Genomic DNA, 13,476 nt, shown 5'->3' on the forward strand with positions numbered 1-13,476 from the left:
GGGAAGGTGAGGTAAGGGGAACGGGAGGGGAGGGGAGGAAGGAACACCTGGCAGGCGGGCGGGAGCGGCACGGACGGGACACGGACGGCAATCGGTGCGGGGCCAGGCGGGGCCCGGGCCGGGACGCGGTCCGGCGGGAAGGAACGGAACGGCATGGCAGGTCCTCAGACCGGCGGGCCCGGCGGAGCGCTGTGCCTGGTCACCGGCGCGGGCGGCTACATCGGCGGACGGCTCGTCCCCGAGCTCCTCGACGCGGGATACCGGGTGCGCTGCCTCGCCAGGACCCCGGCCCACCTCCAGGACCACCCCTGGGCCGACCGCGTCGAGATCGTCCGCGGCGACGTCACCGACGCCGCGAGCCTGCGGCCGGCCCTCGAAGGCGTCGACGTCGCCTACTACCTCGTCCACTCCATGGGCTCCGGCAGGGGCTTCGAGGAGACCGACCGGCGCGCCGCCCGCACCTTCGCCGCCGAGGCACGCGGCGCGGGACTGCGCCGCCTCGTCTACCTCGGCGGCCTCACCCCCCGCGACGTGCCGGAGGAGCGGCTCTCGCCCCATCTGCGCTCCCGCGCCGAGGTCGGCCGGATCCTGCTCGACTCCGGCGTGCCCACCACCGTCCTCAAGGCGGCCGTCGTCATCGGCTCCGGCTCGGCGTCCTTCGAGATGCTCCGTTACCTGACCGAACGGCTGCCGGTGATGGTGACGCCGAGCTGGGTGGGCACCCGGGTGCAGCCGATCGCGGTGCGGGACGTGCTGCGCCTCCTGGTCGGCAGCGCCTCGATGCCGCCGGAGGTGAACCGCAGCTTCGACATCGGCGGCCCGGACGTCCTCACGTACCGGGAGATGATGATCCGGTACGCGGCCGTCGCCCGCCTTCCGCGCCGGCTCATCGTCTCCGTCCCGATGCTCACCCCCCGCCTGTCGAGCCAGTGGATCGGCCTCGTCACCCCCGTGCCCGCCTCCCTCGCCCGCCCGCTGGCCGAGTCCCTGCGCCACGAGGTGGTGTGCGCCGAGGACGACATCCGCCGCTACGTCCCCGACCCGCCGGGCGGACCGCTGTCGTTCGACGCGGCGCTCGAACTCGCCCTCCAGCGCGTGCGCGACGCCCAGGTCACCACCCGCTGGTCCTCCGCCTCGCTGCCCGGAGCGCCCAGCGACCCGCTGCCCACCGACCCGGACTGGGCGGGCGGCAGCCTGTACACCGACGAACGATCCCGCACGGTGGACGCCGGCGAGGCACAGCTGTGGCGGGTCATCGAGGGCGTGGGCGGGCAGAACGGCTGGTACTCCTTCCCGCTGGCCTGGGCGGTACGGGGCTGGCTCGACCGGCTCGTCGGCGGCGTCGGCCTGCGCCGCGGGCGACGCGACGCCCAGCGCCTGCGGGTCGGCGACGCGCTCGACTTCTGGCGCGTCGAGGAGATCGAACGCGGCCGACTGCTCCGCCTGCGCGCCGAGATGCGGCTGCCCGGCCTCGCCTGGCTGGAGATGCGCGCCGAACGCGACGACGCGGGCCGCACGCGCTACCACCAGCGCGCCCTGTTCCACCCGCGCGGGCTCGCCGGGCAGTTGTACTGGTGGGGCGTCTCCCCGTTCCACGCGGTGGTCTTCGGCGGCATGGCGCGGAACATCGCGCGCACCGCGGAGAAGGCGGCGGAGAAGGCCGCGGACAAGGCGACGGACAAGGCGGAGGAGGGGGCCGCCGGCGAGGCGGCGGACGAGGCGGCGCGGGCCGGGGACCGGCCGGCCGGCGGGGGCTCCGGCGACGGGTGAACCGCACGGGCCGTGGTCCGTCAGGCCCTCGACCACCCGGATCCGGCGACCGGCCTCGCGGACGGCCCGGCATCGGCCCGGCATCGGCCGGGCAGCTTCCGCGCAGCGCGAGGCGCCGGCCGGTCCGGCGCCGGGTGACGCACGGCCGGGACGTGAGGTCGCTCTTCGCCCGTCGAGCGGGGGCCGGGCCGCGCGGCGGCTGGTCGGGACGGCCCGGCCCCCGCCCGAAGGGGCCGGATCGTCAGTCGCCCCGGGTGAGCGCCTCGGCGCACGCCGCCCGGGTCGCCGCGTGGACAGCGCGGGCCAGTCGGGCGCCCCAGAGGGAGCGCGGGCCGGCGAAGGGCTCGGGGGGCGTGCCGTCGGCGGCCGGGCAGGCCACGCAGACGGCGTCCGTGGGGGTGCCCGAGGCGTCGGCGCCCAGTTCCACCAGCGCCTGGACCTTGGCCTCGGTGGCCGTGGCGACGGCGTTGACCAGGGCCGCGTCGGTGAGCGGCACCGGCAGCGACACGATGATGTTGACGGTGCCGGGACGGGGCGGGCCGACCGTGCCCGCGCCGTCCTCGGGGACGGCGGCCCAGCCGCGCACCCCGATGCCTGCCGTGACCACGGCCTCGACGCCGCCGTCGGCGGCGCAGCGGCGGTCGGCGACCGGGGCCGCCGTCATCAGGCCGACCCCGGGGCCGTCGAGTCCGGCGCCCTCGGCCAGGGTGCGCAGATGGGCGACCGGGTCGAGGCGGGCGTAACCCGGCGGCACCTGGGCGTTGACCACCCACGCGCGCTCGCCGATGCCGCCGCCGAGGACGGCGCTCGACACCATGCGGGTGCCGGGGCCGGGCACCCACACCAGGATCGGCCAGCGGCGGCCGTCCTCGTCGTGGGCGAGCAGCACGGCGTCGGACAGCGCGGGCGGCGGAACGGGGGAAGCGGAACCGGGAGGGGCGCCGGGTCCGGCGGCCTCGGCGGGTCCGCCGGCTTGGGCGGGGACGGCGGCTCGGGCGGGTCCGGTGGGTCTGAGAAGCACCCCGCACCCTAACGCCTCGGCCGGCAGGGACCGGCACCCTCCCGCCACGACCGGTGGTGGACCGCCTGGGACCGGCCCAAGGCGCCGGCCTCCCGCGGCGCGTCAACCACCTGTCGGCGCGGCTCCTGCCTCACCACGTCCGGCCCGGCCGCGCCCGACGGCTCGCTGCCCGGCCCCGTCCCTCCTGCCCCGTACCTCCTGCGCCGCGCCCGCTGCGTGCGGTCCGCCCGGCCCCGTACACCGCCTGCGCCGCGCCCGACGGCTCGCTACCCGGCCCCGTACGCCCCGTACCTCCTGCGCCGCGCCCGCTGCGTGCGGTCCGCCCGGCCCCGTACACCGCCTGCGCCGTGTTCCGCTCACCACCGGTCGCCGTCCCGTCCTGCGGCCCGCTTCCCGTCCGCCGGGCCCAGCCAGCGCGTCAGTTCGGTGACGAGCTCGGCCGGGTCGGGGTCCGCTCCGGTCGCTGCCCAGGCGAGGTAGCCGTCCGGGCGGCACAGCACCGCGCGCCAGGCGGGAGCCGTGCCGTCGGCGTCCAGGATCCGGACCGGTCGCAGGCGGGCGGGGGCGGATCCGGCCCAGGGGGCGGGCAGGTCGGGCGGGAGCGTCGTCACGTCGTGGGCGATCAGGAGCAGGGGAGTGGCGTCCTCCAGGAGCTCGGCGGTGGTGCGCGGCCCGTCCTCGGTCTTGAAGGTGTGGTTGGGCAGGAAGGTGCCCGTCAGCGGATCGGTGCCGGGCCGCGGGTAGCGGATGCTCTGACCGCTGATCTCCCCGGCGGTCGCGGCCAGTGCCTCCGGCACCTCCATCAGGCGTCCGAAGTAGGCGCGCAGCGGCTCCTGTTCGGGGCGCGGGTCCATGAGCGCGGCCTGTGCACGGGTGTTGGCGACCACGGCACGCGCCACCGCCCGCCGCTCGTCGGTGTAGGTGTCCAGGAGCGTGGCGGGAGCGTCACCGCGCGCGACCAGGCCGAGCTTCCAGCCCAGGTTGAAGGCGTCCTGGAGGCCGGTGTTGAGGCCCTGGCCGCCCAGCGGGGCATGGACGTGCGCCGCGTCGCCGGCCAGCAGGACCCGGCCGTGGCGGGGGGAGCGGTAGGTGTCGGCGACGCGCGTGAAGTCGCTGAAGCGGGAGCCGTACGTCAGGTCGCGCATGGGCAGTTCCCGGCCGAGGACCCGTGCGGCGGTCGTGCTCAGCTCCCGTAGCGTGACCGGCCGGCCCCGGTCGGGGAACGGACGGGTGAAGTCATGGGTGAGCACCCGGCTCTGGCCCCGGGGGTTGACGTTGATCAGGGTCGAGCCGCCGGGGCCGCGCGCCCAGCCGCCCGGCGCGCCGCCCGGGTCGGCCAGGCGCACGAGGCCGATCACCCCGCTGAAGGACGGCTCGGTGGTGGTGACCGGGATGCCCGCCTGTTCGCGCACGGTGCTGCGGGCCCCGTCGCAGCCCACGACGTAGTCAGCCTCCAGGGTGCGGGCGGTGCCGTCCGCGGACAGCACCTCGACCTCCACCCGGTCGGGGTGCTCGGTGAGCCGGTGCACGCGCAGTCCCCGGCGGATGTCGGCGCCCAGGGCGCGGGCCCGGGCCTGGAAGGCCTCCTCGAGGGCGGACTGCGGCTGGTTGAGGATCGGCGGGCCCTCGGCCGTGGGGCTGGCGATCGTCAGGAGCGGCAGCCCGGCGAAGTGGAAACCGGTGCGCTGCCACAGGTCGAGCCGGCCGGGCCGGGGCAGCCGCAGCAGGCCCCGGCGCAGCAGGGACTGGACGCTGCGCGCGTGCAGGGTGCCGGCGCGCGGGGTGTCCCGTACGTCCTCGTGCTGTTCGAGCACGATCGTGTCGACGTCGCGCAAGGCCAGTTCGCCGGCGAGCAGCAGGCCCACGGGGCCGCCGCCGGCGACGAGGACGGTCGTGCGTTCGGTGAACATGCCGGGCGTCCGTCGCCGTCAGGCGTCGGCGTCGGCGTCGAAGCTGGCGAACCAGCCCGCCGCCATGTCCTTGTCCCCGTGGCCGAGCCGGGCGGCCCGCTGGAAGCGGCGGTGGCCGGCCTCGGTCGCGTCGAGCCGGACGCCGACGCGCTCGGCGGCATCGAGGACGAGCCGGGCGTCCTTCTCGGAGTTGTCCACGGAGAACTGCGGGGTCCAGTCCCGGGCGAGGATCGCGGCGGTCTTGCCCTGGAAGAAGCCGCTGTCCATCGGGCCGCCGGAGACGACGTCCACGAAGTGCCGGGGGTCGACGCCGAGCCGGTCGGCGAGCGACAGGGCCTCGCCCACGCCGTGCGTGAGGGCGCCCACCCAGGTGTTCAGGACCAGCTTGAGGCGGCTGGCGGCGCCGCTCGTGCCGTCCTCGCCGACCCAGACGGTCCGCGAGCCGATGGTGTCGAACAGCGGCTGGACGGTGGGCCGGACGCTCTGCGGCGCCGCCGCGAGGACCACGAGCTTGCCCAGTTCGGCGGGCTGGCGCGAGCCCTGGACGGGTGCGTCGACGAAGACGAGGCCCGTCTCCTCGGCGAAGGCGGCGAGCTCGTCGACGACCTCGCCGACGGTGCTGACCTGCACCCAGACGGTGCCCCGGGCCAGTTTGGGCGCGGCCGCCCGGACGGCCTCCAGGACGCGGGGACCGTCGTTGAGGACGGTGAGGACGACGTCGGCGCCGTCCACGGCCTCGGCCGGGCTGTCGGCGACGTGCACGCCGTCGGCGGAAAGCGCCTCGGCCTTGGCGCGGGTGCGGTTCCAGGCGCGGACCGTCAGACCGGAGGCGGCCAGGTTGCGGGCGACGGGGGCGCCGATGATGCCGGTGCCGAGGACTGCGATGACCGGCTGTGCGGAGGTCATGTCCGGACTCCTAGAGGGTGCTTCGGATGTTCGGCGTGGGTCGGCGAGGGGAGCCGACGGTTCGAAAATTTTCGTACCCGGTTACCTTAGGCACGTCCCGCCGGCGCCCACAACGCGTTCCCGCGGGTATGTCACCTGTGACGCACCTGTCCGACGACGAGAGGTCCGCGATGCCCGTCGAGCTGTCCCACCCACCGCTGGACACGGTCGAACTCGACGCCGTGTACGCGGCCCTGGCCGACCGTCACCGGCGCGGCGTGGTGGTCCGGCTGGCCCGGACGCCAGACGCCGAGGTGCCCTGCACGACCCTGGACGTGCCGGGTGCGAAGTCCACCCGCTCGTACCACTGGAAGGTGCTCCGCGAGGCCGGGCTGATCCTCCAGCGCAGCACGGGGACGGGCATGCTGCTGCGCCTTCGACCGGAGTTCGAGGAGCGCTTCCCCGGGCTGCTGGGCAACCTGCTCAGCCTGGAGGGCGGCGATCAGGGGGCGCCCGCCTCCTGACGGCGCGGCGGCGGGGTGGCGGCCGGGGCGGACGTGGCCGGTCCCCCGGCCGCCGGCCCGGCCTGCGCCGCCGCCCGCCGGTACAGCAGGCCCGACAGCAGCGCGGTGCCCAGACCGGCCACCGCGAGCAGGGCCCCGGACCAGACGGGCGCCGTGTAGCCGAGGCCCGCGCCGATCACGCTGCCGCCGACCCAGGGGCCGATGGTGTTGCCCAGGTTGAAGGCCGAGGTGTTGGTGGTGGCGGCGAGCGTCGGCGCGTGGCCCGCCTCGCGCATCACCTGGGCCTGGAGCGCAGGGTTGATGGAGAAGGCGGCCAGGCCGAAGGCCAGGACCGTCACCACGGTGGCCGCCCGGCTGTGCGCGGTCACCGTCAGCAGCGCGAGCACCAGCGCCATCGCCCCGATTCCCGCGTACAGGCTGGGCAGCAGGTGCCGGTCGGCGAAGCGGCCGCCGAGGACGCTTCCCGCGAAGCAGCCCACGCCGAAGAGGGTCAGCAGCACCGGCACCGCCGACTCGGAGAAGCCGCCGACGTCGGTGAAGAGCTTGGACAGGTAACTGAAGCAGCAGAAGATCGCCGCCTGGGTGAGCATCGAGGTGGAAAGCGCCACCCACACCCGGGGGTTGCGGAAGGCCGAGAGCTCCGCGCGCACTCCGCCGTACGGGCCGTTCGGCCGGCGCGGCACCAGTAAGAGGACGCCGAGCACAGCGAGCACCGCCAGCGCGTCGACCGCCCAGAAGCTCGCCCGCCAGCCGGCGTGCTGGCTGAGGAAGGTGCCCGCGGGGACGCCGAACACATTGGCCACGGTGAGCCCGGCGAACATGATCGCCAGCGCCCGCCCGCGCCGCTCGGGGCCCGCGAGCTCGACGGCCACCACCGACCCGATGCCGAAGAAGGCGCCCTGTGCGAGGGCCGCGATCACGCGCCCGGCCATCAGGACGCCGTAGCCGGGGGCGAGCGCGCCCATGGTCTGGCCGAGCACGAACAGGAGCAGCAGCCCGACCAGCGAGGTCCTGCGGTTGACCCGCAGGGTCGCGACGGTCAGGGCCGGGCCGCCGACGACCACGCCCAGGGCGTAGCCGGAGATCAGCCAGCCCACGGCGGGGACGGAGACGGACAGGTCGCGGGAGAGTTCGGGCAGCAGCCCGGAGATCATGAACTCGGTGGTGCCGATGCAGAAGACGCTCAGGCCGAGCACATAGACGGCGACGGGCATCGCCGCTCCTCCTTCGATCGTGAGCGGTGGTCTCGTCCGGATCGTGAACAGTTCTTGAATCTTCGTTCCAGAACGAGGGCGAAAGGAAGGGCCGGCCTCGGGGGCCGGCCGTGGGGGAGGCTCAGGGGGCGGGCGGAAGGATCTGGTCCACCAGGGAGGTCAGGGTCGCGCGGTCGCTCACCTTGCCGAGCACCCTCAGCCCGTACAGCGAGTTGAGCAGGTAGAGGGCGAGTGCCTGGGGTTCCTGGTCCTTGCTCATCGAGCCGTCGCGCTGCCCCTGCTCGACGCCGACACGCAGTGCCGTCTGCATCCGGGCGAAGGTGGTGCGCACGTGCTCGGTGATCCGCGGGTCCTGGCCGGCCATCTCCATGGCGGTGTTCACCACGAGACAGCCGCGGCGGCCGGGCGTCTGTGCCGTCTCCTCGTCGACGACGCTCATCAGGACCGCGCGGATCCGGTCCCGGGCCGGCCCTTCGCCCTCTTCGAGCAGGCCGACCAGCCGGCTCGTCCACTCCGCGTCGTACCGCTGGAGCGCCGCCTCGAACAGGCCGCGCTTGCTCTGGAAGGTGTTGTAGAGGCTGCCGCGGCCCAATCCCGTGCTGTCGACGAGGTCCTGGGCCGACGTTCCGGCGTACCCCTTGTCCCAGAACGTGGCCATCGCCGCGTCCAGTGCGTGGTTGACGTCGAAGCTCCGGGGGCGAGGTGACATGCCGCCAGGTTAGCGGTTCTGGAACGATTGTTAAAATTCAATGGCCCGGCGTGACGGTCTGCCGGAAGGTGTGGTTACCTCAAGTCGTCGACGCGGCACCGAGTGCCCCGGACGCAGCTCCGGGGACCCGTGTACGCCTGTCCGGCGCGGGAGACCGATCACTTTCCCCGTCGCCGGCGCCGCGGAGACCCGGTTCGCCCGCCACGAGCGGGCGGGCACGGGGGAGAGCCCTGTCATCAGGGCATCAACACCTTTGCATGGGGGAATCACCTTGGCACCCGTTCAGTCCGTTGCGCCCCTTTACGGCTTACGCCTGGAAGACGGGGCTTGCCTGCCCGGCCTGCTGGAGCAGCAGGTCGTGGCGCGGCCCGAGGCCGTCGCGGTCGTCTCCGACGACCGCAGCCTCACCTACCGGGAGCTCGCCGACTCCAGCGGCCGACTGGCCGCCCACCTGGCCGACCTGGGCGTCTCGGTCGACACGTGCGTCGGCCTGTACACCGAACCGTCCGTGGACCTGATGATCGGGGCGTGGGGCATCCTGTTCGCCGGGGCGGCGTATCTGCCGCTGTCCCCGGAGTACCCCGAGGACCGCCTCCGCTACATGATCGAGAACAGCCGCACCGGGGTCGTCGTGACCCAAGAGCACCTGCGGGACCGGCTGGCCGCACTCGCCCCGTCCGGCACCCGGATCGTCACCCTCGCGGACGTCCCGGACGCCTCCCCGGACGGCGTCCCGCACTGCGGCGTCGGAAACCTCCTCGCCGGCGCCGAGACCCCCGCGACCAGCGGCGGGACCGCGCCCGAACCGGCCGCCGGGCAGCGGCTGACGGGCCCGCGGCCGGACTCCCTGGCCTACGTCATCTACACCTCGGGCAGCACCGGCAAGCCCAAGGGCGTGATGATCGAGCACCGGAGCATCGTGTCCCAGCTGCGCTGGATGCACTCCTTCGGCCACCTCGGCACCCACGTCACCGTCCTGCAGAAGACCCCGATGAGCTTCGACGCGGCCCAGTGGGAGATCCTCGCCCCCGCCGCCGGTGCGAAGGTCGTCGTCGGCGCGCCGGGCATCTACCGCGACCCCGAGGCGCTCATCGCCGCCGTCAAGCGCCACCGGGTCACCACCCTGCAGGGCGTACCCACCCTGCTCCAGGCGCTGGTCGACCTCGACGAGTTCCGCGGCTGCACCAGCCTGCGCCGGGTGTTCTCCGGCGGCGAGGCGCTGTCGCAGCGCCTCGCCCGCTCCCTGCTGACCGAGCTGCCGTGGATCTCGCTGGTCAACCTGTACGGCCCCACCGAGACCACCATCAACGCCACCGCGTGCCTGGTGGACCCGGACTCGCTCGGCGACGGCGCCGGCTCCGTGCCGATCGGCGTCCCGGTCGACAACACGCCCTGCTTCATCCTCGACGAGGAGCTGCGGCCGGTCGACATCGGCACCACGGGAGAGCTCTACATCGGCGGCGTGCAGCTCGCCCGCGGCTACCTGCACCGCGACGACCTGACACAGGAACGTTTCATCCCCTCGCCGTTCGTGCCCACCGAGCGGCTCTACAAGACCGGCGACCTCGCCTACTGGAACGAGGACGGCACCATCACCTGCGTCGGCCGCGCCGACAACCAGGTGAAGCTGCGCGGCTACCGCGTCGAACTGGACGAGATCTCCCTCGCCATCGAGGAGCATGCCTGGGTCCGCCGCGCGGCGGCCGTCGTCACCGACGACCCCCGCACCGGCTTCCAGAACCTGGTGGCCTGCATCGAGCTCAACCCGCGCGAGGCCGCCCTGATGGACCAGGGCAACCACGGCGGCCACCACCAGTCCAAGGCCAGCAAGCTCCAGGTCAAGGCCCAGCTGTCGGATCCCGGTCTGCGCGACCCGCAGGAGCTGTCCGGCCGCCCGGTCCTCGACCTGCCCGGCAAGGAGGGCACCGCACGTCAGCGCCGGGAGACCTTCGCCCGCAAGACCTACCGCTTCTACGACGGCGGCGAGGTCACCCGCGAGGACGTCCGGCAGCTGCTCGCGCCGCCGCCGGTCACCGCGCTCTCGCGCGGGCTCGACGAACTCACCCTGCCGCAACTGGGCGAGATCCTGCGCTGGTTCGGACAGTTCCGCAGCACGGAGCGGCTCCTTCCCAAGTACTCCTACGCCTCCCCGGGCGCGCTCTACGCCACCCAGATGTACCTGGAGATCAGCGGTGTCGCGGGAGTGGATCCGGGCGTCTACTACCACCACCCGGTCGACCACACCTTGGTGCGGATCGCCGGCACCGACCTCACCGGACCCGCCCTGAAGGTGCACTTCGCCGGCAAGAAGCGGGCCATCGAACCGGTCTACGCCAACAACATCCAGGAGGTCCTGGAGTTCGAGACCGGTCACATGCTCGGCGTCTTCGAGGAAGTGCTGCCCGAGTACGGACTCACCATCCGCCCCGCCGGCTTCACCCCCGCCGTCAAGGACCGCCTCGACGTCGTCGACGAGGACTACTACCTCGGCACCTTCGAGGTGTACCCGAACGACGGCGAACCCCGCCAGGACCCGACCGAGATCTACGTCCAGGCCCACCCCGGCCGGATCGCGGACCTGCCGGCCGGCCACTACCGCCACCACGACGGCGAACTGGAGCGCGTCTCTGACGAGCTGATCCAGCGCCGGCACGTCATCGCCATCAACCAGGCGGTGTACGACCGGGCCTCCTTCGGCATCACCGCCGTCAGCCGCGCCGCGGAACCCTGGCTGGAGTACATCGCGATGGGCGCGAAGCTCCACCGGCTCCAGCGCAACGGGCTGTCCCTCGGCTTCATGTCCTCCGGATACAGCTCCAAGTCCGGCAACCCGCTGCCCGCCGCCCGGCGGATCGACGAGATCCTCGCCTCCCTCGGCACCGAGACCGGCCCGTCGTACTTCTTCCTCGGCGGCAAGGTCAGCGAGGAGCAGCTGCGGCACGAGGGCATGAACGAGGACGCCGTGCACACCCGCGGTCCGGCCGAGATCATCAAGGACGAGCTGGCCGGTTTCCTGCCCGACTACATGATCCCGAACCGGGTCCTGGTCATGAACGACCTGCCCCTGACCGCCAACGGCAAGGTCGACGTCAAGGCGCTCGCCGCCAGCGAGCAGGTGCGCTCCGCCGGCAGCGGTGCCCCCTACGTCGCCCCGGCGACCCCCCACGAGCGGTGGCTCGCCGACGTGTGGGGCACGGCCCTGAAGTACGAGGACGTGTCCACCGAGGACGACTTCTTCGCGGCCGGCGGCAACTCGCTGACCGCGGTCGCCCTGGTCAACCGGATCAACCGCGAGTTCGGCACCGAACTGCCGCTCCAGGTCGTCTTCGAGGCACCCCGGCTGCGCGACCTGGCCGCCCGCATCGCGGACGGTTCCGACGCGCCCGTCTCGCGCCTGGTCCGGCTGCACGACGACACCCCGAAGGGCGCCGAGGGCATCACCGCACCGGTGTTCTGCTGGCCCGGCCTGGGCGGCTACCCGATGAACCTGCGGCTGCTCGGCCGCGAGTCCGGCCTCGGCCGGCCGTTCTACGGGATCCAGGCGCACGGCATCAACGAGGGCGAACAGCCCTATCCGACCGTCCAGGAGATGGCGGCGGCCGACGTCGCCGAGATCCGGCGGATCCAGCCGGAGGGCCCGTACCTGCTGTGGGGCTACTCCTTCGGCGCCCGCGTCGCCTTCGAGGCGGCCTGGCAGCTGGAGCAGGCCGGCGAGAAGGTGGAGCAGCTGCTCCTGCTGTGCCCCGGCAACCCCGAGGTCCGGTCCGCCGAGGCCGACCGCCACGGACGCGAGGCCTCGTACACCAACCCCGCCTACGTCACCATCCTCTACTCGGTCTTCGCCGGCTCGATCAGCGGCCCCGAGGTCGAGGAGTGCCTGGCGGCCACCCGGGACGAGGACAGCTTCGTCGCCTTCGTGCACGAGCGAATACCCGCCCTGGACGAGCGGCTGATCCGCCGGATCACCCGCATCGTCGGCGAGACCTACGAGTTCGAGTACAACTTCCGCGAACTGAGCGAGCGTCAGTTGAGCGCGCCGGTGACCGTCTTCAAGGCGACCGGCGACGACTACTCCTTCATCGAGGGCAGCTCCGGCTACTCCGCCGCTCCCGCCACGGTCATCGACCTGGAGGGCGACCACTACAGCGTGCTCAAGGAGCGCGGCATCGCCGAACTGGTGTCCGCCATCCGCGCCCGGCTCGCCGTCTAGCACCGGGCGCCACCCCGCCGCACGGCCGGTCCAGCCGGCCGTGCGGCCCCCCGCCGAACCACCGGACTTGGAGTCCCCTCGTGCCGCACGTGGACATTTCCTACTACGACCGGGAATTCACCGACGAGCAGAAGGACCGGCTGGCCAAGGCCCTGTCCGACGTCGTCGTCGAGCACTTCTCGACCTACGACGGAGCCGTCTCCGTCTCCCTGCACCCCGTGGACCGCGAGGACTGGCAGGACCGGGTCTTCGAGCCCCGGATCACCGGTCTTCCCGACCGGCTGATCAAGGCGCCCGACTACCGGTCCGCGTGACCGCCCGTCCGCCGTCCCGGTCCACCACCCGCACACCTGAGAGGTACCCGCAATGACCGACTCCCTCGGCCCCCGACTGAAGGTCGGCGTCGTCGTCCCCTCCACCAACACCTCGGCCCAGCCCGAGCTGGAGGCCCTGCGCCCCCACCAGGTCACCAACCACATCGGCCGCATGGTCATCGGCGACGACTCGATGGTCGACGAGCCCGGCTTCGACCACGTGATGCACAGCATCCGCAACTCCACCCACCCGGCGATCAAGAGCGTCGTCAGCTGCAACCCCGACACCGTGATCATCGGCGTCTCCCCGGAGAGCTACTGGGACGGCCCCGAGTCCCACGAACGCGTCCTCGCCTCCCTGCGCGAGGCCGCGGGCGGACTGCCCGTCATCATGAGCCCCGACGCGATCAAGGCCGCTCTCGCCGCCTACGGCGCCCGCCGGATCGCCGTCATCACCCCGTACCTGCCCGTCGGCGACGACTCGGTCAGCCGCTTCTTCAAGGACAGCGGCTACGACGTCGTCCGCATCCGGGGCCTCGGCATGCCCAGCCCCGCCAAGATCTCGCACGTCTCCCAGACCGAACTGCGCGACGTCATCAAGGAGATCGACGGCCCCGACATCGAGGCCATCGTCCAGGTCGGCACCAACGTCGCCATGTCGCACGTCGCGGCGGTCGCCGAGTTCTGGACCGGCAAGCCCGTGATCTCCAACAACACCGTCCTGTACTGGCACGCACTGCGCCAGAACGGCATCCACGACCGCGTCCACGGCCACGGCTCGCTGCTCTCCGAGCACTGACCGACGGCCACCCCGGGCGGTGCGGCGCCGTCGCGCCGCACCGCCCCCGTCCCCGACCGAAGCCCGACCGATGGCCGCGGCCCGCCCCGACCGGCGCGCCGCGACAAACTGGAGAACTCC

10 protein-coding genes are annotated in these 13,476 nt (G+C 73.3%); 5 read left to right on the top strand and 5 right to left on the bottom strand.

What is annotated here, in order from left to right; translation table 11 throughout:
• Positions 1 to 153: 153 nt before the first annotated feature.
• Positions 154 to 1,770 carry an SDR family oxidoreductase gene (locus ABD954_RS29145; RefSeq protein ID WP_345490458.1) on the top strand — a complete coding sequence of 539 codons (1,617 nt, stop codon included), beginning with the start codon at positions 154 to 156 and terminating at the stop codon, positions 1,768 to 1,770.
• A gap of 241 nt (positions 1,771 to 2,011) precedes the next feature.
• Here the strand turns inward: ABD954_RS29145 and ABD954_RS29150 are convergent, their stop codons facing one another.
• The 3 genes from ABD954_RS29150 to ABD954_RS29160 all read right to left on the bottom strand — a co-directional run bounded on the left by ABD954_RS29150 (position 2,012) and on the right by ABD954_RS29160 (position 5,607).
• Complete coding sequence (locus tag ABD954_RS29150) at positions 2,012 to 2,656, bottom strand: adenosylcobinamide amidohydrolase (RefSeq protein WP_345492533.1); 645 nt, start codon at positions 2,654 to 2,656, stop codon at positions 2,012 to 2,014.
• A gap of 491 nt (positions 2,657 to 3,147) precedes the next feature.
• Positions 3,148 to 4,701: an FAD-dependent monooxygenase gene (locus ABD954_RS29155; RefSeq protein ID WP_345490460.1), complete on the bottom strand. Its 1,554-nt coding sequence runs from the start codon at positions 4,699 to 4,701 to the stop codon at positions 3,148 to 3,150.
• Positions 4,702 to 4,719: 18 nt separating this feature from the next.
• Positions 4,720 to 5,607, bottom strand: coding sequence for an NAD(P)-dependent oxidoreductase (locus ABD954_RS29160; protein ID WP_345490462.1), 888 nt, complete (start codon positions 5,605 to 5,607; stop codon positions 4,720 to 4,722).
• A 137-nt stretch (positions 5,608 to 5,744) separates the two neighbouring features.
• On the opposite strand from ABD954_RS29160, the gene ABD954_RS29165 reads away from it, so the two are divergent.
• Positions 5,745 to 6,110 carry an ArsR/SmtB family transcription factor gene (locus tag ABD954_RS29165; protein WP_345490464.1) on the top strand — a complete coding sequence of 122 codons (366 nt, stop codon included), beginning with the start codon at positions 5,745 to 5,747 and terminating at the stop codon, positions 6,108 to 6,110.
• On the opposite strand, the gene ABD954_RS29170 is transcribed toward ABD954_RS29165, so the two are convergent.
• Both ABD954_RS29170 and ABD954_RS29175 read right to left on the bottom strand, forming a co-directional pair.
• Positions 6,089 to 7,324 carry a Cmx/CmrA family chloramphenicol efflux MFS transporter gene (locus ABD954_RS29170; protein WP_345490466.1) on the bottom strand — a complete coding sequence of 412 codons (1,236 nt, stop codon included), beginning with the start codon at positions 7,322 to 7,324 and terminating at the stop codon, positions 6,089 to 6,091. The genes ABD954_RS29165 and ABD954_RS29170 overlap by 22 nt on opposite strands.
• Positions 7,325 to 7,445: 121 nt before the next feature.
• Positions 7,446 to 8,033 carry a TetR/AcrR family transcriptional regulator gene (locus ABD954_RS29175; RefSeq protein WP_345490468.1) on the bottom strand — a complete coding sequence of 196 codons (588 nt, stop codon included), beginning with the start codon at positions 8,031 to 8,033 and terminating at the stop codon, positions 7,446 to 7,448.
• 358 nt (positions 8,034 to 8,391) lie between these two features.
• On the opposite strand from ABD954_RS29175, the gene ABD954_RS29180 reads away from it, so the two are divergent.
• The 3 genes from ABD954_RS29180 (at position 8,392) to ABD954_RS29190 (ending at position 13,356) form a co-directional block, all read left to right on the top strand.
• Positions 8,392 to 12,243: a non-ribosomal peptide synthetase family protein gene (locus ABD954_RS29180; RefSeq protein WP_345490470.1), complete on the top strand. Its 3,852-nt coding sequence runs from the start codon at positions 8,392 to 8,394 to the stop codon at positions 12,241 to 12,243.
• Between the two features lie 89 nt (positions 12,244 to 12,332).
• Positions 12,333 to 12,557 (top strand): tautomerase family protein, encoded by a 225-nt coding sequence (locus ABD954_RS29185; RefSeq protein WP_345490472.1) that lies wholly within the window; start codon positions 12,333 to 12,335, stop codon positions 12,555 to 12,557.
• 52 nt (positions 12,558 to 12,609) lie between these two features.
• Positions 12,610 to 13,356: a maleate cis-trans isomerase family protein gene (locus tag ABD954_RS29190; protein WP_345490474.1), complete on the top strand. Its 747-nt coding sequence runs from the start codon at positions 12,610 to 12,612 to the stop codon at positions 13,354 to 13,356.
• Positions 13,357 to 13,476: the final 120 nt, after the last annotated feature.

The organism is Streptomyces roseoviridis, from assembly GCF_039535235.1.
Lineage (GTDB): Bacteria > Actinomycetota > Actinomycetes > Streptomycetales > Streptomycetaceae > Streptomyces > Streptomyces roseoviridis.